Origin of the sequence: Pseudomonas putida, assembly GCF_001636055.1 — a bacterium.
Taxonomy (GTDB): Bacteria; Pseudomonadota; Gammaproteobacteria; order Pseudomonadales; family Pseudomonadaceae; genus Aquipseudomonas; species Aquipseudomonas machongensis.
The window spans coordinates 2,817,110-2,840,510 of the sequence record NZ_CP011789.1; the positions used below are offsets into that span (position 1 = coordinate 2,817,110).

Below are 23,401 nucleotides of genomic sequence, written 5' to 3' on the forward strand. Positions count from 1 at the left end.
GATGGCTGTAATGGATAACATCGCGCTGGTTCAGCGATTCATCAGGTTGCCGCTGTCACAGCGCAGGGCCTTCCTGGAAAAGCTGGCCGGCAAGGGCCTGACCCTGGGGCAGTTGCCGATCCCGGCGGCCCGTGAAGGCCTCGATGTTATCCCGCTGTCCTACGCCCAGCAGCGCCAGTGGTTCCTCTGGCAACTGGAGCCGCACAGCAGTGCCTACCACATCCCCAGTGCCCTGCGCCTGAAGGGCACGCTGGATGTGCCGGCCCTGGCCCGCAGCTTCCAGTGGTTGCTGGGGCGGCACGAATCGCTGCGTACGCGCTTCGTCGAGACGGCCGAGGGCGTGCGCCAGGTGATCGAGGCGCCGGCATCGGCCTTCGAGCTGCCGCTGCAGCACCTGCCCGTTGATGCCGGCGCCGATACCGAGCAGGCCGTGCGCGACTTCGTCGAGGCCCGCACCCAGACGCTGTTCGACTTGCAGCAGGGCCCGCTGTTGCGCGTCGACCTGCTGCGTCTGGCCGATGACGACCATGTGCTGGTGATGACCCAGCACCATATCGTCTCCGACGGCTGGTCGATGCAGGTGCTGGTCGAGGAACTGGTACACGCCTATGCGGCCTTCAGCGGCGGTGGCGAACCTACGTTGGCGGCGGCATCGATCCAGTACGCCGACTACGCGATCTGGCAGCAGGCCTGGATGGAGGCGGGGGAGAGCGAGCGCCAGCTGGGCTATTGGGCTGCGCGTCTGGGCGGCGAGCAACCCGTGCTGGAGTTGCCGCTCGATCACCCGCGCCCGCAGCAGCCCAGCCATCGCGGCGAACGCCTGGCGGTAACGCTGCCGGGCGAGTTGCAGCGAGGCCTGCGCAGCCTGGCCCAGTCGCAGGGGATGACGCCGTTCATGCTCCTGCTGGCCAGCTTCCAGTTGCTGTTGCACCGCTACAGCGGCCAGCGAGAGATCCGCGTCGGCGTGCCGGTGGCCAACCGTCAGCACCCCGATACCAAGGCGCTGATCGGCTTCTTCATCAACACCCAGGTGCTGGATGTCAGCATCGACCCGCAGAATACCTTCCGTGAACTGCTGCAGCAGGTGCGTACGGCGGTGCTCGGCGCCCAGGCTCACCAGGCGCTGCCGTTCGAGCAACTGGTCGAGGCCCTGGCGCCGGAGCGCAATGCCGGGGTCAACCCGCTGTTCCAGGTCATGCACAACCACCTCGGCGGCGATGGCGCCTCGGCGCTGAACCTGCCGGGCTTGCACATCGAGGGGCTGGACGTGCGCACGGTCACCGCGCAGTTCGACCTGACCCTGGACACCGCCGAGGCTGGCGAGCAGCTGTCGGCAGCCTTCACCTACGCCACCGACCTGTTCGAGCGGGCCACCGTCGAGCGCATGGCGCGGCACTGGCTGCAACTGCTCGGGCAGATGATCGCAGCGCCGGATACGCCCCTGGTGCAGGTGCCGTTGCTCACTGCGCAGGAGCGCGCGGACATCATCGCCGAGTGGAATCCGCGTCCGGCTGAGTATCCGGTGCAGCAGTGCATTCACCAGCGCATCGAGGAGCAGGCGCGCCTGCGTCCCGAGGCCATCGCAGTCACGCTGGATGATCGCCAGCTCAGCTACGGCCAGCTCGAAGCCCAAGCCAACCACCTGGCCCATCGCCTGCTGGCGCAGGGTGTCGGCCCTGAGGTGCGGGTCGGCCTGGTGGTCGAGCGCAGCCTGGAAATGATCGTGGCCATTCTCGCCACGCTCAAGGCAGGTGCTGCCTATGTGCCCATGGACCCCAGCGCGCCGGCCCAGCGCCTGGCCTACATGATGGCCGACAGCGGCATCGCCCTGCTGCTGGTGCAGCCGCACCTGGCGGCACGTGTGCAGGGTGCGCAGGACGTGCGCCAGCTGATGCTGGAACCGCTGTCGCCGCAGCCGCTTGCCGACCCCGGCGCGCCGCAACTGGCCTGCGACCCGCGCCAGCTCGCCTATGTCATCTACACCTCCGGTTCCACCGGCCAGCCCAAGGGCGTGCTGCTGCCCCATGACAACGTCATGCGCCTGTTCGCCGCCACCGAGCGCTGGTTCCACTTCGGTGCCGACGATGTCTGGACCCTGTTCCACTCCTACGCCTTCGACTTCTCGGTGTGGGAGATCTTTGGCGCCCTGATGCATGGCGGGCGCTTGGTGATCGTGCCGCACGAGACCAGCCGCAGCACCGAGGATTTCCACGCGCTGCTGCACCGCGAAGGCGTCACGGTACTGAACCAGACCCCTTCGGCGTTCAAGCAACTGATGCAGGTGGCCTGCACGCGTGACGCCGCCGAGCTCGGAGCCCTGCGCCAGGTGATCTTTGGCGGCGAGGCCCTGGAGGTGCAGGCGCTGCGCCCGTGGTACGGGCATTTCGCGGCGCAGGGGCCGCGGCTGGTGAACATGTATGGCATCACCGAAACCACCGTGCATGTCACCTACCGTCCGCTGAGCCCGCGTGATCTCGAAGGGGCAGCCAGCAGCCCGATCGGCGAGCCGATCGACGACCTGTCCTGGTACCTGCTCGACGGCCAGCTGGAGCCGGTCGCGCCGGGATGCATCGGCGAACTGTATGTCGGCGGAGCCGGGCTTGCGCGCGGCTATCATCGCCGCAGCGACCTCAGCGCTCAGCGCTTCGTGCCCGACCTGTTCGGCAATGGCGGGCGCCTGTACCGCACCGGTGACCTGGCGCGCTACCGCAACGACGGGGTGATCGAGTACGTCGGGCGTATCGACCAGCAGGTGAAAATCCGTGGTTTCCGTATCGAGCTGGGCGAGATCGAGGCCCGCTTGCTGCAACTGCCGGGCGTGCGCGAGGCGGTGGTGCTGGCTCGCGACGGCAGTGCCGGTACGCAGTTGGTGGCCTATGTGGTGGCGCAGCAGGGCAGCGGCGAGGCGTCGGCGCTTGTTGAGCGCCTGCGCAGCGGCCTCAAGGCCGACCTGCCGGAATACATGCTGCCAGTGCATATCCTGTGCCTGGACAGCCTGCCGCTGACCCTCAACGGCAAGCTCGACCGCGCGGCGCTGCCGGCCCCGACCCTGCGCCAGGAGGATTACCAGGCGCCGCGCACGGCGCTGGAGCAGCAAGTCGCGCAGATCTGGCAGCAGGTGCTGGAGGTCGAGCGGGTCGGTCTGCAGGACGATTTCTTTGCCCTGGGCGGGCATTCGCTGCTGGCCACCCAGGTGGTGTCGCGCCTGCGTCACGGGCTGGGCCTGCAAGTGGCGCTGCGCACCCTGTTCGAACAGACCACCCTGCAGGCGTTCGTCGCCAGCCTCACGCCAACCGCAGACGCCGCACAGCCTGCGCTGCTGCCAGTACCGCGTGGCGAGCTGGCGCCGCTGTCCTACGCCCAGGAACGCCAGTGGTTCCTCTGGCAACTCGACCCGAGCAGCAGCGCCTACAACATCCCCAGCGCCTTGCGCCTGCGCGGCGCGCTGAATGTGCCGGCGTTGCAGCGCAGCTTCGACAGCCTGCTGGCGCGTCACGAGTCGCTGCGTACCACGTTCGCCCAGGCGCCGCAGGGTGCACAGCAGCGCATTCACGCCGCCGTACCGCTGGCGCTGCCGATCGAAACGGTCGCCGAGGCCGAATTGGCCGCACGGGTGCAGGCCGAGGTGGCCCAGGTGTTCGACCTGGAGCAGGGGCCGCTGTTGCGTGTGCGCCTGCTGCGTGTGGCGCAGGACGACCATGTGTTGGTCGTCACCCAGCATCACAGCGTCTCCGATGGTTGGTCGATGCAGGTACTGGTCGAGGAACTGGTGCAATGCTACGCCGCCTTCAGCCAGGACGAAGCGCCCACGCTGCCGGTATTGCCGCTGCAGTACGCCGACTATGCAATCTGGCAGCGGCAGTGGATGGAGGCCGGCGAGCGCGAGCGTCAGCTCGGCTACTGGACCGAACGCCTTGCCGGCGAGCAGTTCCTGCAACTGCCTACCGATCATCCACGCCCGGCCGAACAGTCGTTCCGTGGCGCGCAGCTTGCGCTGGCGCTGCCGGACAACCTGGCCCAGGGCCTGCAACAGCGGGCGCGTGAGCTGCGGGTGACGCCGTTCATGCTTCTGCTGGCCACCTTCCAGGTGCTGTTGCACCGCTACAGTGGCCAGGGTGATATCCGCGTCGGCGTGCCGGTGGCCAACCGCAACCGCCTGGAGACCGAGCGTCTGATCGGCTTCTTCGTCAACACCCAGGTCCTGCGTGCCGAGGTCGAGCCGGGCATGGCCTTCACCCGCCTGCTCGAGCAGATACGTGATAGCGCCCTGGAAGCCCAGGCCCATCAGGACCTGCCGTTCGAGCAACTGGTCGAGGCCCTGCACCCTGAGCGCAGCCTGAGCCACAGCCCGCTGTTCCAGGTGATGTTCAACCACCAGGGCGAGCGTGCCGCCGAGGCGTCCATGGTGCAGGTGCCGGGCCTGCAGGTCGAGGCGCTGGCGTGGGACAGCCACACCGCGCAGTTCGACCTGACCCTCAATACCTTCGAGTCGGGTACGGCGTGGTCGGCGATCTGGACCTACGCCACCGACCTGTTCCTGCCAGAGACCATCGAGCGCTTGTCGCAGCACTGGCTGAACCTGTTGCAGGCGATCGTCGCAGCGCCAGAGCAGCGCGTCGGCGAGCTGGCGATGCTCGAGGACAGCGAGCGCGAGCGCATCGAACGCCAGTGGAATGCCAACGGCCTGGCCTTCGACCGCAGCCAGTGCATCCATCGCCTGATCGAAGCCCAGGTACGCCGCACGCCGCAGGCGTTGGCGGCGATCTGGGGCGATGAGCAACTGGACTACGCCACCCTCAATGCCCGCGCCAACCGCCTGGCCCGCCACCTGGTGAGCCTGGGTGTCGGCCCCGAAGTGCGGGTCGGCGTGGCCTTGCCGCGCAGTATGTCGATGCTGGTGGCGCTGATGGCAGTGCTCAAGGCCGGTGGCGCCTACGTGCCGCTGGACCCGGACTACCCGGCCGAGCGTGTCAGCTACATGCTCGACGACAGCGCTGCCCGCGTACTCATCAGCGAACGCGCGGTGCTCGATGCACTGGCGGTCGATGGCGCGTTCGCGAGCGTGCTGCTCGATGAGCTGAATCTGGACGGCGACGACAGTGACCTGCCAGACCGCGCCGTGGCCGACAACCTGGCCTACGTGATCTACACCTCCGGCTCCACTGGCCGCCCGAAAGGCGTAGCCATTGCTCATCGCAACGTCGCCGCGCTGGTGGCCTGGTCGCAGCAGGTGTACAGCCAAGCCGATATCCAAGGCGTGCTGGCCAGCACCTCGATCTGCTTCGACCTGTCGGTGTGGGAGCTGTTCGTGACCCTGGCCGGTGGCGGTTTCATCGTGGGGGCGCGCAATGCCCTGGAGCTGCCGGAGCTGGCAGCGCGGGATCGGGTGCGCCTGATCAACAGCGTGCCGTCGGCAGCCAGCGCGCTGCTGCGTGCCGGGCAGATACCGGCGGGCGTGCGCATCGTCAACCTGGCGGGCGAGCCGCTGAAGCAGTCGGTGGTGGAGGCGCTCTACGCGCTGGAGCACATCCAGCATGTCTACGATCTCTACGGCCCTTCGGAAGACACCACCTATTCGACCTGGACCCGCCGCGAAGCGGGTGGCCAGGCCAACATTGGCCGCCCGTTGCACAACACCGCCAGCTACCTGCTGGACGGCGAACTGCAATCGGTGCCGGTCGGGGCGACGGCGGAGCTTTACCTGGCGGGCGAGGGCATCACCCGCGGCTACCTGCTGCGTCCGGGGCTGACCGCCGAGAAATACCTGCCTGATCCGTTCGCGGCGGACGGCTCGCGGCTGTACCGCACCGGTGACCTGGCGCGCTACCGCGAAGACGGCGTGCTGGAGTACGCCGGACGTGTGGACCATCAGGTGAAGGTGCGCGGCCTGCGTATCGAGTTGGGTGAGATCGAAGCGCGTTTGCAGGCTCATGCCGACGTCCGTGAAGTGGCAGTGATCGCGCATCAGGGCGAGCTGAGCACCCAGCTGGTGGGTTATGTCGTCGCTCCCGCGCTGCACGACAATGCCGAGCCGCTCAAGGCCTGGCTCATGCAGACCTTGCCCGACTACATGGTGCCCACCCACTGGCTGTTCCTCGAACGTCTGCCACTGACCCCCAACGGCAAGCTCGACCGCAAGGCGCTGCCCACGCCGCAGGCCAGTGCCCCGACGCGCCAGGTAGCACCGCGCAGCGTGCTTGAAAAACGCCTGGTGGCGATCTGGGAGGAAGTCTTGAAGGTTTCGCCGATTGGCGTGACCGACAACTTCTTCGAACTGGGCGGCGATTCGATCATCTCGATCCAGGTGGTCAGCCGGGCGCGTCAGGCGGGTATCCGCTTCACGCCCAAGGCGCTGTTCCAGCACCAGACCGTCCAAGGGCTGGCGACCGTGGCCCAGGAAGGCGAGGGCGTGCAACTGATCGAGCAGGGCGCGTTGACTGGCGAGATGCCGCTTTTGCCGATCCAGCAAGCGTTCTTCGACACCGATATCCCCGAGCGTCACCACTGGAACCAGTCGGTGCTGCTCAAGCCGGCCCAGCCGCTGCATGCGGGTTACCTGGAGCAAGCGTTGCAGGCGTTGGTCGCGCACCACGATGCGCTGCGCCTGAGCTTCACCGAAAGCGATGCTGGCTGGCAGGCGCATTACCGTCCGCTTGGCGAGCAGCCAACCGAGCTGCTCTGGCAACGCACCCTGAACACTGCCGATGAACTGGAAGCCCTGGCCGAATCGGCCCAGCGCAGCCTGTCGCTGGGCGATGGCCCGCTGCTGCGCGCCGTGCTGGCCGATCTGCCGGACGGTAGCCAGCGCCTGTTGCTGGTGATCCACCACCTGGCGGTGGATGGTGTGTCGTGGCGCATCCTGTTCGAAGACCTGCAACTGGCCTTCGAGCAACTGAGCAGCGGCAAGCCTCTGGCCCTGCCGGGCAAGACCAGCTCGCAGCGCGACTGGGTCGGCGAACTGCAACGCGCCGCGCACAGCTCGCGCTTGCAGCAGTCGCTGGACTTCTGGCGTGCAACGCTAGAAGGCGCCCACGACAGCCTGCCGTGCCAGCGCCTGGACGGCGCCAATCGCAACTGCGACGGCGTGACGGTGCACAGCACACTGGATGCCGAGCAGACCCGCCAACTGTTGCAGCAGGCGCCCGCCGCCTACCGCACCCGTATCAACGACCTGTTGCTGACGGCCCTGGCCCGTGTGATCTGCCGCTGGACTGGCCACGACCACGCCCTGGTGCAACTGGAAGGCCATGGCCGCGAAGACCTGTTCGAGCACCTCGACCTAACCCGCAGCGTCGGCTGGTTCACCAGTGTGTTCCCGGTGCGCCTGACCCCGGCGGCAGGCCTGGGCGACTCGCTCAAGCAGATCAAGGAGCAACTGCGCGCGATCCCCGATAACGGCCTGGGCTTCGGTGTGCTGCGTCACCTGGGCGACGCCTCGGTGCGCGACGCCCTGCGTGCGCTGCCGACCCCGCGCATCACCTTCAACTACCTCGGCCAGCTCGATGCCAGCTTTGCCGACGAGTCGCCTGCCTGGCTGCCTGCCGGGGAGAACCGTGGCGCCGAGCATTCACCCGAGGCGCCGCTGGACAACTGGCTCAACCTCAACGGCCAGGTGTTCGACGGGCGCTTGCAGATCAGCTGGACCTTCAGCCGCGAGCGCTTCGATATCGCCACGCTGCAGCGTCTTGCCGAGGACTACCAGCGTGAGCTAGTGGCCTTGGTCGGCCATTGCTGCACGGTCGGTGTCGCCGGCGTGACGCCGTCGGATTTCCCCCTGGCCGGGCTCGATCAGGCCCAGCTCGATGCCCTGCCAGTGGCGGCGCAGACGATCCAGGACCTCTACCCACTGTCGCCGATGCAGCAAGGCATGCTGTTCCACAGCCTCTATGAGCAGGCCAGCGGCGACTACATCAACCAGATGCGTGTCGACATCGATGGCCTCGACCCGCAGCGCTTCCATGCGGCGTGGCAGGCCACGGTGCAGGCCCACGACATCCTGCGCACCGCCTTCGTCTGGGAAGGCGATCTGGCCCAGCCGCTACAGGTGGTTCGCCAGCAGGTCGAGGTGCCTTTCAGCGTCCATGACCTGCGTGACCTGGACGCGCCAGCCCCGGCCTTGCAGGCCCTGGCCGATGCCCAGCGCCAGCAGGGCTTCGAACTGGCCAGTGCGCCGCTGTTGCGTCTGCTGCTGGTGGACCTGGGCCAAGGCCGTCACCACTTCATCTACACCTATCACCACATCCTGATGGATGGCTGGAGCCACGCGCAGGTGCTGTCCGAAGTGCTGCAGCACTACAACGGCCAGGCACAGGAGGCGCCACGCGGACGCTACCGCGACTACATCGACTGGCTGGCTCGCCAGGATCAGCAGGGCAACCAGGACTTCTGGCGCGCGCAACTGGCCGAGCTGGACGAGCCGACCCTGTTGGCCCAAGTGTTCCGTGGCGCCACGCCTGCCAGCGATGAGCAGGCCCACGCCCAGCACGACCAGGTGTTCGATGCCCAGCGCAGTGCGCGCCTGGCGGCGTTTGCCCGCGAGCAGAAAGTCACCCTCAATACCGTGCTCCAAGCGGCCTGGGCGCTGCTGTTGCAGCGCCACCAAGGGCAGCAGACCGTGTGCTTCGGTGCCACGGTGGCGGGGCGCCCGTCGGAGCTGGCGGGGGTCGAGCAGCAGGTCGGTCTGTTCATCAACACCTTGCCGGTGGCGCTGACCCTGCACGCCCAGCACAGTGTCGCCAGCCTGCTGCAGGGCCTTCAGGCGCAGAACCTGAGTCTGCGCGAGCATGAATACACGCCGCTGTTCGACATCCAGCGCTGGGCCGGGCAGGGGGGTGAAGCCCTGTTCGACAGCCTGCTGGTGTTCGAGAATTACCCGGTGTCGGACGTGCTGCAGGCGCGTGCACCGGATGGCCTGCGCTTCGGCGCCATCGACAACCTCGAACAGACCAACTACCCCTTGACCCTGCTGGTCAACGCCGGCGAGCAACTGAGCCTGCAATACAGCTTCGACCCGCAGTGCTTCACCCCGGCGCAGATCGCTGGGCTGGCAGCGCAACTGGCGCAGATTCTCGACGCCCTGGTCGAAGATGCCGAACGCCCGCTGGGCGAGGTCGACAGCCTGCCAGCGGCCCTGCGCCGCCAGGTGCTGCACGACTGGAGCGGCCAGGTCGGACACGATGTGACCTGGCTGCCAGTGCACCGCCAGTTCGAGGCCATGGCTCAGGCCCAGCCCCAGGCTATCGCCGCGGTTCATGGCGCTGAATCGATCAGCTATGCCGAGCTCAACCTGCGCGCCAATCGCCTGGCCCATGGGCTGATCGCCCGGGGTGTGGGGCCAGACCGCCTGGTGGGGCTGTGCCTGGACCGCGGCCTGGAAATGCTGGTCGCACTGCTGGCCGTGCTCAAGGCCGGTGGCGCCTACGTGCCACTGGACCCGGACTTCCCTGAAGAGCGCCTGGACTACATGATCCAGGACAGCGGCATCGGCCTGCTGCTGACCCAGCCCCACCTGGCCGAACGGCGCACCCTGCCTCAGGGCGTACAACAGATGCTGCTGGCAGCGGAGTCGGATGCGCTGGACGCGCTGGCGGCACATGACCCGCAGGTAGCGGTGGCTGACGACCACCTGGCCTATGTCATTTACACCTCCGGCTCCACCGGGCGGCCCAAGGGTGTGATGGTCCCGCACCGGGGGCTTGGCAACTTCCTCGACAGCATGGCGGCAGCGCCAGGGTTGCAGGCGCAAGACCGGGTGCTGTCGCTGACCACCTTCTCGTTCGATATCTTCGGCCTGGAAATCTTCCTGCCGCTGGTGCGCGGCGCACGTGTGGTGCTGGTGGATCGTCAGGCTGCACGCGATCCCGAGCAACTGCTGGAGGTGGTGCGCGAGCAGGCCGTGAACGTGGTACAGGCCACGCCGTCGACCTGGCGCATGCTGCTCGACAACCCGCAGGCCGAGCTGCTGCGTGGTTGCCGCATGCTCTGCGGGGGCGAGGCGCTGGCACCGGAACTGAGCCTGCGCATGCTCGCCCTGGGGGGCGAAGTGTGGAACCTGTATGGCCCCACCGAGACCACCATCTGGTCGGCACGGCGACGCCTGGATGCCACACAGCCGGCACCGCTGCTGGGCGAGGCCATCGGCAATACCACCTTGTTCGTCGTCGGCCCCGATCTGCAACCGGTGGCGCCGGGCGTGGCCGGTGAGCTGCTGATCGGTGGCGAGGGCCTGGCCCGCGGCTACCACGGCCGCGCGGCACTGAGCGCCGAGCGCTTCGTGCCACATCCGTTCGCCGACGATGGCTCGCGGCTGTACCGCACGGGCGACCTGGTGCGCCACCTGGCCGATGGCACCCTGGAGTACCTCGCACGTCTGGATCATCAGGTGAAGATCCGCGGCTTCCGCATCGAGCTGGGCGAGATCCAGGCCCTGATGCAGGACCATCCGCAGGTCCGCGAGGCCGTGGTGATTGCCCGCGACGGCGCGGGCGGCGCACAGCTGGTGGGCTACGTGGTGCCGCTGGAGGCCGCCGAGGCGGGCGATGGCCTGCGCGAGGCGCTGCGCCAGAGCCTGGCCGAGCGGCTACCGGCCTACATGGTGCCGGCGCATATCCAGGTGCTTGAACGCATGCCGTTGACCCCCAACGGCAAGCTCGACCGCAAGGCCTTGCCGGCCGTCGACGCCAGCGCGTCACGCCAGGTCTACCAGGCGCCACGTACCGACCTGGAACGCCAGGTCGCCGAGGTCTGGCAGCAGGTGCTGCAACTGGAGCAGGTTGGGGTGCACGACCACTTCTTCGAGTTGGGCGGGCATTCGTTGCTGGCTGTCAGCGTGGTCTCGCGCCTGCAACTGGCGCTGGGTCTGAAGCTGTCGCCGCAGTTGGTGTTCCAGGCGCCGGTGCTGGAGCAGTTCGCCGAGGCGCTGGGCCAGGCAGGCGGGCAGGTGGTGGATGAATCGAAATTGAGCAAGCTCGAATGGCTGCTTGACGAAATGGAGGAAGTTTGATGGAAACCCAAGCAGCCCTGAGAATCGCGCAGCGCTTCATTACCCTGCCGCTGGAAAAGCGCCGCCTGTACCTGGAGAAGATGCTGGCGGAGGGGGTGTCCCCGGCCAACCTGCCGATCCCGCAGGTGCAGTCAGCCTTCGACACGCTGCCGGTGTCCTACGCCCAGGAGCGTCAATGGTTCCTCTGGCAGATGGACCCTGGCAGCACCGCCTATAACCTGGCGACCGTGCTGCGTCTGCGCGGCCACTTGGACATCGACGCCCTGCAGCGCAGCCTCGACTGGCTGGAGCAGCGCCATGAAAGCCTGCGCACCCGCTTTGCCGAGCAGGACGGGCGCCTGAGCCAGCGTATCCTGCCGCCCGCGGGGCTACCCCTGGCGCATGAGCAACTGGTTTCCGGCACCCCGGGCGATGCGGCGCTGGATGCCTGCATCAAGGCCCGGGTCGAAGCCCTGACCCAGCAGGTGTTCGACCTGTTCGACGGCGCGCTGGTGCGTGCCAGCCTGCTGAAGGTGGGTGAGCACGACCATGTGCTGGCCATCGTCCAGCACCACATCATCGCCGACGGCGCCTCGATCCAGATCATGATCGGCGAACTGGTGCGGGCCTACGGTGCATTCAGCCAGGGGCAGGTCCCCGTGGCAGCGGCGCTGCCGATCCAGTACGCCGACTATGCGATCTGGCAGCGGCACTGGATGGAAGCCGGCGAGCGCGAGCGCCAGTTGCACTACTGGCGTGAGCAACTGGGTGGCGAGCAGCCGCTGCTGGCGCTGCCGGGCGACCGTCCGCGACCGGCGGTGCAGAGCCTGCGTGGCGAGCGCCTGGAGGTGAGCCTCGATGCCGACCTCAGCCGTCAACTGCGCAGCCTGGCCCAGGGGCAGGGCGCGACCCTGTTCATGCTGTTGCTGGCAAGCTTTCAACTGTTCCTGCACCGCTACAGCGGTCAGCACGACATCCGTGTCGGGGTGCCGGTGGCCAACCGCAACCGCCCGGAAACCGAGGGGTTGCTCGGCTTCTTCGTCAACACCCAGGTGCTGCGCGCCGAGATCGACGGGCAGCAGCCGTTCCGCGCCTTCCTCGAGCAGGTCAAGCACACCGCGTTGCGCGCCCAGGAGCATCAGGACCTGCCGTTCGAGCAACTGGTCGAAGCCCTGCAACCGCAACGCAGCCTCAGCCATGCGCCGCTGTTCCAGGTCATGTTCAACCACCAGCGCAGTGCCCCGGCGCGCGGCCAGGCCCAGGCTGCACCTGGCAGTGACCTGCGCGTCGAAGGGGTGGCCTGGGACAACCCCACCGCGCAGTTCGACCTGACCCTGGAAACCCATGAGTCCGACGACGCGCTGATCGCCGCCTTCACCTATGCCACCGACCTGTTCGAGCGCGGCACCGTGCAGCGCCTGGTCGCTCACTGGCAAACGCTGCTCGCGGCCATCGTCGCCGAGCCTGACCAGCGTTGCGCCGAGCTGGCGCTGATGAGCGCCGCCGAAACCGAGCAGGTGCGCTTGCGTGCCCAGGGGCCGCAGGTGGTGCATGCCGATGCCCGCCCGGTGCACCTGCAAGTGCAGGCCCAGGCCGAGCGCACGCCGCAGGCCGTCGCCGTGGTCTGCGCCGGGCAGCAGTACAGTTATGCCGAGCTCGACGCGCGGGCCAATCGTCTGGCACGTGAGCTGATCGCCCGTGGCGTCGGCCCCGAGGTGCGAGTGGGCATCGCTGCCGAACGCAGCCTGGAGCTGGTGGTGGCGCTGTTGGCCGTGCTCAAGGCCGGTGCGGCCTATGTGCCGTTCGACCCGGCCTATCCTGCCGAGCGCCTGGCCTACATGTTCGACGACAGCGGCATCGGCCTGCTGCTCGCCCAGCCAGCCCTGCTGACGCAACTGCCACTGCCGCAGAGCCTGGACGTGCTGGCGCTCGCGCCTGCGAGCGCGGTGCAGGATGGGGATTTCATCGCGCCACAGGTTGCGGTGGATGGCGAGCACCTGGCCTACCTGATCTACACCTCCGGCTCCACCGGCCAGCCCAAGGGCGTGGCGGTGCGGCATGCCGGCCTTGGCAACCACATGGCGTGGATGCGCGAGTGCTTGCCGCTGACGGCCGAGGACCGCGTGCTGCAGAAGACCGCGATCAGCTTCGATGCGTCGGTGTGGGAGTTCTGGTTGCCGCTGATCTGCGGCGCGCGCCTGGTACTGGCGGCGCCGGGGCAGGATGAGTCGCTGGCGCAACTGTGGGAGCAAGTTCAGGCGCACGGCATCACCGTGCTGCAATCGGCGCCGTCGCTGTTGCAGGCGATGCTGCCGCATGCGCGCCCTGAGCAATTGGCCAGCCTGCGCACCGTGCTGTGCGGCGGCGAGGCCCTGAGTGCGCAGTTGTGTGCACAGTTGCGCGAGCGCTGGCAAGGGCGCCTGGTCAATCTCTATGGCCCGACCGAGGCGACCATCGACAGCACCGCGTGCGAAGTCCCGGCCGTGCTGTCAGGGGCGGTAGTGCCGCTGGGCATGCCGATCGATAATGCCAGCGCCTACGTGCTGGGCGAGGCGTTGCAGGTGTGTCCGGCGGGCGCCGCCGGCGAGCTGTGCATCGGTGGCGAAGGCCTGGCGCGCGGTTACCACCAGCGCCCGGCGCTGACCGCCGAGCGTTTCGTCCCCGATCCGTTCTCCAGCCGACCCGGCGCGCGCCTGTACCGCAGTGGCGACCTGGTGCGCCAGGCCGACGACGGGGTGATCGACTACCTCGGGCGCATCGACCATCAGGTGAAGATCCGCGGCCTGCGCATCGAGCTGGGCGAGATCGAGGCACACCTGGTCGCGCTGCCGGGTGTCCGCCAGGCGCTGGTGCTGGCGCGTGAGCAGCAGTTGCTGGCCTACGTGGTGCCCGAGCCGGGCCAGGACGAGCCATTGGCGGTGGCCCTGCGCGAGGCGCTGCAAGGGCAGCTGCCTGCCTACATGGTGCCCAACCACCTGTTGCTGCTGGACGCGTTCCCGTTGACCAGCAATGGCAAGCTCGACCGCAAGGCGTTGCCGCTGCCTGAAGCCAACGCGGGCAGCGAGCAGGTCGCACCGGCCAACGACCTGGAACTGCGCCTGCACGCGCTGTGGCAGGACGTGCTCAAGTGCCAGGCGCTGGGCGTGACCGACAACTTCTTCGAACTGGGCGGCGACTCGATCGTCTCCATCCAGCTGGTCAGCCGTGCGCGCCAGGCGGGTATTCGCTTCACCCCCAAACAATTGTTCCAGCACCAGACCATCCGCGCCCTGGCCCAGGTCGCCGAGATGGGCGGGCAGGGGCTGGTCATCGACCAGGGCCCGGTGCACGGCAGCCTGCCGCTGCTGCCGGCCCAGCAGGCGTTTTTCGCCGCGTTGCCTGAAGAACCTGCGCGCTGGAACCAGTCGGTCTGGCTCAAGCCCGCCCGCGCCTTGTCGGTCGAGACGCTGACCGCAGCCCTGAGCCAACTGGTGAACCACCACGATGCCCTGCGCCTGTCGTTCGGCGTCCAGGGCGCCTACTTCCGAACCCCAGAGGCGATGCAGGCGCTCTACCAGCAGTCGGCCTTGCTGTGGCAGGTCGAGGCCGAGGACGACGCTGCGCTGGAGGCCCTGGCCGACCGCGCGCAGGGCAGCCTGGCGCTGGAGGACGGTTCGCTGCTGCGCGCGGTGCTGGCGCAGCTCGCCGACGGCAGCCAACGTCTGCTGCTGGTCATCCACCACCTGGTGGTCGATGGTATTTCCTGGCGCATCCTGTTCGATGACCTGCAACAGTCGCTGACGCAACTGGACGCTGGCCAGCCATGCGTGCTGCCGGCCAAGACCAGCTCGCTCAAAGCCTGGGCCGAGCGCCTGGCGGCTGCGGCCGAGGGCGATATGCGCGGGCAGATGGCCTATTGGCAGACGGCACTGGCCGGCGCACCGCGCGACTTGCCGGTGAACGACCCGCAGGGCTCGCTGGCCAATGCCCAGGCCCACACCGTGCACACCCGGCTGGATGCCGAGACCACCCGGCGCCTGCTGCAAGAGGCACCGGCGGCCTATCGCACTCAGGTCAACGACCTGCTGCTGACCGCCCTGGCACGGGTCGTGGCGCCCTGGTGCGGGAGCGACAGCGCCTTGGTCCAGCTTGAAGGCCATGGCCGCGAGGAGCTGTTCGACGACATCGACCTGACCCGTACCGTTGGCTGGTTCACCAGCCTGTTCCCGGTGCGCCTGGACCACTGCGCCGACCTGGGCAGCGCGATCAAGCGCGTCAAGGAGCAACTGCGCGCGGTGCCCGACAAGGGCCTGGGCTTCGGCGTGCTGCGTTACCTTGGCAGCGCCGATGATCGTGCGGCGCTGCAGGCGCTGCCGCAGCCGCGTATCACCTTCAACTACCTTGGCCAGTTCGACGCCAGCTTCGACCCGCAACAGGCAGTGCTGCGCCCCAGTGGCGAGGCCCGTGGCCGCGAGCAGGGCGATGCTGCGCAACTGGGCAACTGGCTGACCCTCAATGGCCAGGTGTACGACGGCCAGTTGAGCCTGAGCTGGACCTTCAGTCCGCAGATGCTCGAAGTCGCCACTGTGCAGGGCCTGGCCGATGCCTACCGCGAGGCACTCAGCGCCCTGGTCGAGCACTGCACCGAGGCCGGCCACGCCGGGCTGACCCCGTCCGATGTGCCGTTGGCCGAGCTGGACCAGGCCGGCCTGGATGCGCTGCAGCTGGACGCCAGCACCGTCGAGGACATCTACCCGCTGTCGCCGATGCAGCACGGCATGTTGTTCCACTCGCTCTACGACCAGGCGGGCGGTGACTACATCAACCAGATGCGCGCCGATGTGCAGGGCTTGGATGTGGTGCGCTTCCGGGCCGCCTGGCAGGCCACCATCGAGGCCCACGCGATCCTGCGCACCGGCTTGCGCTGGCAGGGCGAGCTGACCCGGCCGCTGCAGGTGGTGCAGCGTCAGGTGCAGGTGCCGTTCACCGAGGTGCGCTGGGATGGTCAGGTGCCGGACAGTGCACGGCTCGATGCCTTGGCACGCGAAGCCCGTGAGCAAGGTTTCGACCTGGAGCAGGCGCCGTTGCTGCGTCTGTTGCTGGTGGGCAACGGTGCCAACAGCCATCACCTGATCTTCACCAGCCATCACATCCTGATGGACGGCTGGAGCACCGCGCAATTGCTGGGCGAAGTGCTGCAGCGCTATGCCGGCCAGGCCATCGCGGCGCCGTCCGGGCACTACCGCGACTACATCGGCTGGCTGCAGCGGCAGCCGGCGCAGGCCCGCGAGGCGTTCTGGCGCCAGCAACTGGACGGCCTGCAGGCCCCGACCTGGCTGTCGCGTGCCTTGCCTGCGCCGCAGCCTGGCGGGCAGGGCGGTTATGCCGATCATCATGCCGGCCTCGATGCCCAGGCCATGACGCGCCTCGGCGTGCTGGCGCGCCAGCACAAGGTGACCGTCAACACGCTGGTGCAGGCCGCCTGGCTGTTGCTGTTGCAGCGCTATACCGGGCAGCGCAGCGTGTGCTTCGGCGCCACCGTGGCGGGTCGCCCGGCCGAGCTCAAGGGCATCGAGCAGCAGATCGGTCTGTTCATCAATACCCTGCCGGTGATCGCCGCGCCCGATCCACAGGAAACGCTGGCGCAGTGGTTGCAGACGGTCCAGGGCGTCAACCTGGCCCTGCGCGAGCATGAGCACACACCGTTGTTCGAAATCCAGCGGTGGGCCGAGCAGGGTAGCCAGGGCCTGTTCGACACCTTGCTGGTGTTCGAGAACTACCCCATCGCCGAGGCCCTGGAGCAGGGCGGCGACCAGGGCCTGCGCTTCAGCGCGGTACGTGCCCACGAGCAAAGCAACTACCCGCTGACCCTGGCGGTGGCCGCCGGGCGGGAGCTGACGCTGCATTTCAACTACGACCGCACGCAGTTGCGCGACAGCGCCGTCGAGGGCGTGGCGCGTCACCTGCTGCACCTGCTGGAGCAGTTCTGTGCCGACGCTCAGGCACCGTTGCACCAGTTGACCTTGCTGGAGGGCCGTGAACGGACCCGTATCGAACGGCAGTGGAACGCCAATGGCCTGGACTTCGACCGCAGCCAGTGCATCCATCATCTGATCGAAGCCCAGGTACGCCGCACGCCGCAGGCGTTGGCGGCGATCTGGGGCGATGAGCAACTGGACTACGCCACCCTCAACGCCCGCGCCAACCGCCTGGCCCGCCACCTGGTGAGCCTGGGTGTTGGCGCCGAAGTGCGGGTCGGCGTGGCCTTGCCGCGCGGCATGTCGATGCTGGTGGCGCTGCTGGCAGTGCTCAAGGCCGGTGGTGCTTATGTGCCGCTGGACCCGGACTATCCGGCCGAGCGCGTCAGCTACATGCTCGACGACAGCGCTGCCCGCGTACTGATCAGTGAACGCGCGGTGCTCGATGCACTGGCGGTCGATGGCGCGTTCGCGAGCGTACTGCTCGATGAGCTGAATCTGGACGGCGACGACAGTGACCTGCCAGCCCGCGCCGTGGCCGATAACCTGGCCTACGTGATCTACACCTCCGGCTCCACTGGCCGCCCGAAAGGCGTGGCCATTGCCCACCGCAGCGTCGCCGCACTGGTGGCCTGGTCGCAGCAGGTGTACAGCCAGGCGGACATCCAAGGCGTGCTGGCCAGCACCTCGATCTGTTTCGACCTGTCGGTGTGGGAGCTGTTCGTGACCCTGGCGGGGGGCGGTTTCATCGTGGGGGCGCGCAATGCCCTGGAGCTGCCTGAACTGGCAGCGCGGGATCGGGTGCGCCTGATCAACAGCGTGCCGTCGGCGGCCAGCGCGCTGCTGCGTGCCGGGCAGATACCGGCGAGCGTGCGCATCGTCAACCTGGCGGGTGAGCCGCTGAAGCAGTCGGTGGTGGAGGCGCTCTACGCGCTGGAGCACATCCAGCATGTCTACGATCTCTACGGCCCTTCGGAAGACACCACCTATTCGACCTGGACCCGCCGCGAAGCGGGTGGCCAGGCCAACATTGGCCGCCCGTTGCACAACACCGCCAGCTACCTGCTGGACGGCGAGCTGCAATCGGTGCCGGTCGGGGCGACGGCGGAGCTGTACCTGGCGGGCGAGGGCATCACCCGTGGCTACCTTTTGCGCCCGGGGCTGACCGCCGAGAAATACCTGCCGGACCCGTTCGCGGCGGACGGCTCGCGGCTATACCGCACCGGCGACCTGGCGCGCTACCGCGAAGACGGCGTGCTGGAGTACGCCGGACGTGTGGACCATCAGGTGAAGGTACGCGGCCTGCGTATCGAGCTGGGTGAAATCGAAGCGCGCTTGCAGGCCCAGGGCCTGTTGCGCGAATCGGCGGTGCTGGCCGTCGAGCTCAATGGCGTTCAGCAACTGGTCGCCTACGTGGTGGCGAATGACCTTGGCGCCGACGAAAGCGAATTGCGCAGTGTGTTGAAAGCCAACCTGCAACAGACCCTGCCGGACTACATGGTGCCGACCCACTGGCTGTTCCTCGAACGTCTGCCACTGACCCCCAACGGCAAGCTCGACCGCAAGGCGCTGCCCACGCCGCAGGCAACTGCCCCGACGCGCCAGGTAGCGCCGCGCAGCGTGCTGGAAAAACGCCTGGTGGCGATCTGGGAGGAAGTCTTGAAGGTTTCGCCGATTGGCGTGACCGACAACTTCTTCGAACTGGGCGGCGATTCGATCATCTCGATCCAGGTGGTCAGCCGTGCGCGTCAGGCGGGTATTCGCTTCACGCCCAAGGCGCTGTTCCAGCACCAGACCGTTCAAGGGCTGGCGACCGTTGCCCAGGAAGGTGAGGGCGTGCAACTGATCGAGCAGGGCCCGCTAACTGGCGAGATGCCGCTTTTGCCGATCCAGCAAGCGTTCTTCGACACCGATATCCCCGAGCGTCACCACTGGAACCAGTCGGTGCTGCTCAAGCCGGCCCAGCCGCTGCACGCGGGTTACCTGGAGCAGGCATTGCAGGCGCTGGTCGCGCACCACGATGCGCTGCGCCTGAGCTTCACCGAAAGCGAGACCGGCTGGCAGGCGCATTACCGTCCGCTCGGCGAGCAGCCGACTGAGCTGCTCTGGCAACGCACCCTGAACACTGCCGACGAACTGGAAGCCCTGGCCGAATCGGCCCAGCGCAGCCTGTCGCTGGGCGATGGCCCGCTGCTGCGCGCCGTACTGGCGGACCTGCCGGACGGCAGCCAGCGCCTGTTGCTGGTGATCCACCACCTGGCGGTGGACGGCGTGTCGTGGCGCATCCTGTTCGAAGACCTGCAACTGGCCTTCGAGCAACTGAGCAGCGGCAAGCCCCTGGCCCTGCCGGGCAAGACCAGCTCGCAGCGCGACTGGGTCGAGCAACTGCGCCAGCACGCCAGCACGAATGCGCTGGAACAACTGGAGTACTGGCAGGCCCAGGGCCGCGAACTGAGCGCCGAATTGCCCTGGGACCGTGCCGATGGCGGCCAGCGCAATCGCGACGGCAGCACGCTCTACTCGCGACTGGACAAGCAGCAGACCCGCCGCTTGCTGCAGGATGCACCGGCAGCCTATCGCACCCAGGTCAATGACCTGCTGCTGACCGCCCTGGCCCAGGTCGTCTGCGCCTGGACCGGCCAGGCCCATGCGCTGGTGCAGCTGGAAGGCCATGGCCGCGAAGACCTGTTCGAGCACCTCGACCTGACCCGCAGCGTCGGCTGGTTCACCAGTGTGTTCCCACTGCGCCTGACCCCGGCGGCAGGCCTGGGCGACTCGCTCAAGCAGATCAAGGAGCAATTGCGCGCGGTCCCTGACAAAGGCCTGGGCTTTGGCGTGCTGTCGCAGCTTGCCGCACCGCAGGTGCGCGAGCGACTGGCCGGCCTGCCGACCCCGTCGATCACCTTCAACTACCTGGGCCAGTTCGATGCCAGCTTCGCCAGCGGCGAGGCGGCGTTCTGGCTGCCCTGCGACGAGGCCCGTGGCGCCGAGCAACACCCCGACGCGCCCTTGGCCAACGCGCTGAGCGTCAACGGCCAGGTGTTCGATGGCGAGTTGAGCCTGGGCTGGACCTTCAGCGACGCACGTTTCGACAACCACACCATCCAGGCCCTGGCCGATGCCTACACCCAGGCGTTGCTGGCCTTGATCGAGCACTGCTGCCAACCGCAGGCGGGCGGCCTGACCCCTTCGGACGTGCCACTGGCCCGCTTGTCCCAGGCCCAGCTGGACGCCTTGCCAGTGGCGGCGGCGAGTGTCCAGGACCTCTACCCGTTGTCGCCCATGCAACAGGGCATGCTGTTCCACAGCCTTTACGAGCAGGCCAGTGGCGACTACGTCAACCAGATGCGCGTGGACATCGACGGGCTGGAGCCGATGCGTTTCCGCGATGCCTGGCAGGCTACGCTGCTCAACCATGACATTCTGCGTACCGGTTTCCTCTGGCAAGGTGGGCTCAGCCAGCCGCTGCAGGTGGTGGCACGCCAGGTCGAAGTGCCGTTCGCGCTGCACGACTGGCAGGGCCGCGCCGACCAGGCTGGCGCACTGGATGCACTGGCATTGGCCGAGCGTGCCCAGGGCTTCGACCTGGAGCAGGCGCCGCTGCTGCGGGTGCAACTGATCGCCACGGCGCCGGGCCGTCATCACCTGTTGTTGACCCACCATCACATCCTGATGGATGGCTGGAGCCATTCGCAGCTGCTCGGCGAAGTCCTGGCGCGCTACGCCGGTGAGGCGGTCGCCGCGCCTGTCGGGCGCTACCGTGACTACATCGCCTGGTTGCAGGCGCAGGACGCCGAGGCGTGCGAGGCGTTCTGGCGCCAGCAACTGGCGGAGCTCGACGAGCCTACCCACCTGGCCCGTGCCATCCGCCAGGAGCCCCGCGCGGCCGGCGCCGCCCATGGCGACTACCGTATCGCCGTGGACGAGGCCGTCACTGCGCGCCTGGCGAACTTTGCCCGTGAGCAGAAAGTCACCCTCAACACCCTGGTACAGGCGGCCTGGCTGTTGCTGTTGCAGCGCTACACCGGCCAGGCGAGCGTGTGTTTCGGCGCGACGGTGGCCGGGCGCCCGGCGGAGTTGCCGGGCATGGAGCAGCAGATGGGGCTGTTCATCAACACCTTGCCAGTGGTCGCCACGCCGACCCCGCAACAGACCGTGGCCGACTGCCTGCAGGCCGTGCAGGCGCGCAACCTGGCGCTGCGCGAGTTCGAGCATGCGCCGTTGTACGAGATCCAGCGCCTGGCCGGGCAGGGCGGTGGCGCCCTGTTCGACACGCTGCTGGTGTTCGAGAACTTCCCGGTCTCCGAAGTGCTGGAGCAGGCTGCGCCCGAGGCGCTGCGTTTCGACGCGGTGAGCAACCACGAGCAGACCAGCTACCCGCTGACCCTGGCGGTCAACCAGGGGGCGAGCCTGCTGCTGCACTACAGCTACGACGGCGACAGCTTCGAGGCGGCGACCATCGAGCGCCTGGCCGCGCACCTGGGCCTGCTGCTGGAAGGCCTGGCCGTTTCGGCCACACGGGCCTTGGGCGAGGTGTCGATGCTCGACGCCCATGAGCGTGCCTTGCCGTTGGAAGCGTGGAACGCCACCGCAGTCGAGTACCCGCTGGAGCACAGCGTCCAGGCGCTGATCCAGCGTCAGGTCGAGGCCACGCCGGAGGCCACGGCGCTGGTGTTCGGCGAACGTCAGCTCAGCTACCGCCAGCTCGACGCCCTGGCCAACCAGTGGGCGCACCGCCTGCAAGCGGCGGGCGTGGGCCCGGATGTACTGGTGGGCGTGGCGGCCGAGCGCAGCGTGGAAATGGTCGTGGCGTTGCTGGCGGTGATCAAGGCCGGTGGCGCCTATGTGCCGCTGGACCCGGAATACCCGCGCGAGCGCCTGGCCTACATGATCGAGGACAGCGGCATCGAACTGCTGCTGACCCAATCGCACCTGCGCGAGCAGTTGCCGCTGCCGCAGGGCCTGGAGTGCCTGCTGCTCGACCAGCCGCTGACCGGCTATGCCGAGCAGGCGCCGGTCATCAAGGTCACTGGCGAGAACCTCGCCTACGTGATCTACACCTCCGGCTCCACCGGCAAGCCCAAGGGCGCGGGCAACCGCCACCGGGCGCTGACCAACCGCTTGTGCTGGATGCAACAGGCCTATGGCCTGACTGCCGGGGACCGGGTGTTGCAGAAAACCCCGTTCAGTTTCGACGTGTCGGTGTGGGAATTCTTCTGGCCGCTGATGACCGGCGCTTGCCTGGTGGTCGCCGCGCCAGGGCTGCACCGCGACCCGGCGCAACTGATCGAGCTGATTCGCCGCGAGCGCATCACCACGCTGCACTTCGTGCCGTCGATGCTGCAGGCCTTCGTCGCCGACCCGGCGGTGGCGGGCTGCGACAGCCTGACCCGTATCGTTTGCAGCGGCGAGGCGCTGCCGGTGGATGCCCAGCGCCAGGTGTTCGACAAGCTGCCGAATGCCGGGCTGTACAACCTGTATGGCCCGACCGAAGCGGCCATCGACGTGACCCACTGGACCTGCCGCGAAGAAGGCCGCGACAGCGTGCCGATCGGCGAGCCGATCGCCAACTTGCAGACCTACGTGCTGGATGCCGGCCTCGGTCCGGTGGCGGTGGGTGTGGTAGGCGAGCTGTACCTGGGCGGCACCGGCCTGGCGCGGGGTTATCACCGTCGTCCGGGGCTGACTGCCGAACGCTTCGTCGCCAGCCCCTTCGGTGACGGCGAGCGGCTGTACCGCACCGGCGACCTGGCGCGCTACCGTGCCGACGGGGTGATCGAGTACATGGGGCGTATCGACCATCAGGTGAAGATTCGCGGGCTGCGCATCGAGCTGGGCGAGATCGAAGCACGGCTGATGGAGCAGGACGAAGTGCGCGAAGCCGTGGTGCTGGCGGTGCCGGGGGCCGGTGGCCTGCAACTGGCCGGTTATCTGGTGCCAAGCACGCCAGTGGCGGACGACGCGGCGGCCGAAGCCTTGCGCGCCACCTTGCGCGAACGCCTCGGTGCGGTGCTGCCGGACTACATGGTGCCGGTGCACCTGCTGCTGCTCGATCAATTGCCGCTGAGCCCCAACGGCAAGCTGGAACGTCGTGCGCTGCCGTCTCCGGAGCTGGCCCAGGCCCGCTACGTGGCACCGCGCAGCGAGCGCGAACAACAACTGGCGCAGATCTGGAAGGACGTGCTGCAAGTACCGCAGGTGGGTCTGGACGATGACTTCTTCGCCCTCGGTGGACATTCGCTGCTGGCGACCCAGGTGATCGTGCGGATTCGCGAGCACCTGGGCATCGAGGTCCCGCTCAAGACCCTGTTCAACGCGCGGCACCTGGGCGAGTTCAGTGCTTCGGTGCAAGCACTGGATGTGGGCAACGATCCTTTGATGGATGAACTGGCTAAATCCTTGGAGGCCCTGGAACGTTTAACAGGAGATGAGCTTGAGAAGCTAATTTCTGAGTGAAGGGGAA

At 67.9% G+C, this 23,401-nt stretch carries 2 protein-coding genes; both read left to right on the top strand.

Features of this window, described 5'->3' with window-relative positions; all coding sequences use genetic code 11:
- Position 1 precedes the first annotated feature (1 nt).
- Entirely contained in the window at positions 2-11,002 is an 11,001-nt protein-coding gene (locus AB688_RS12600; RefSeq protein ID WP_063544438.1) for a non-ribosomal peptide synthetase, read from the top strand.
- Complete coding sequence (locus tag AB688_RS12605; RefSeq protein WP_063544440.1) at positions 11,002-23,394, top strand: non-ribosomal peptide synthetase; 12,393 nt, start codon at positions 11,002-11,004, stop codon at positions 23,392-23,394. Before AB688_RS12600 ends, AB688_RS12605 begins: the two co-directional genes overlap by 1 nt.
- Positions 23,395-23,401 lie beyond the last annotated feature (7 nt).

Bases quoted from the DNA above. Each gene is read 5' to 3' on its own strand.
- AB688_RS12600 (WP_063544438.1), top strand. From the start codon at position 2: ATGGCTGTAATGGATAACATCGCGCTGGTTCAGCGATTCATCAGGTTG.
- AB688_RS12605 (WP_063544440.1), top strand. From the start codon at position 11,002: ATGGAAACCCAAGCAGCCCTGAGAATCGCGCAGCGCTTCATTACCCTG.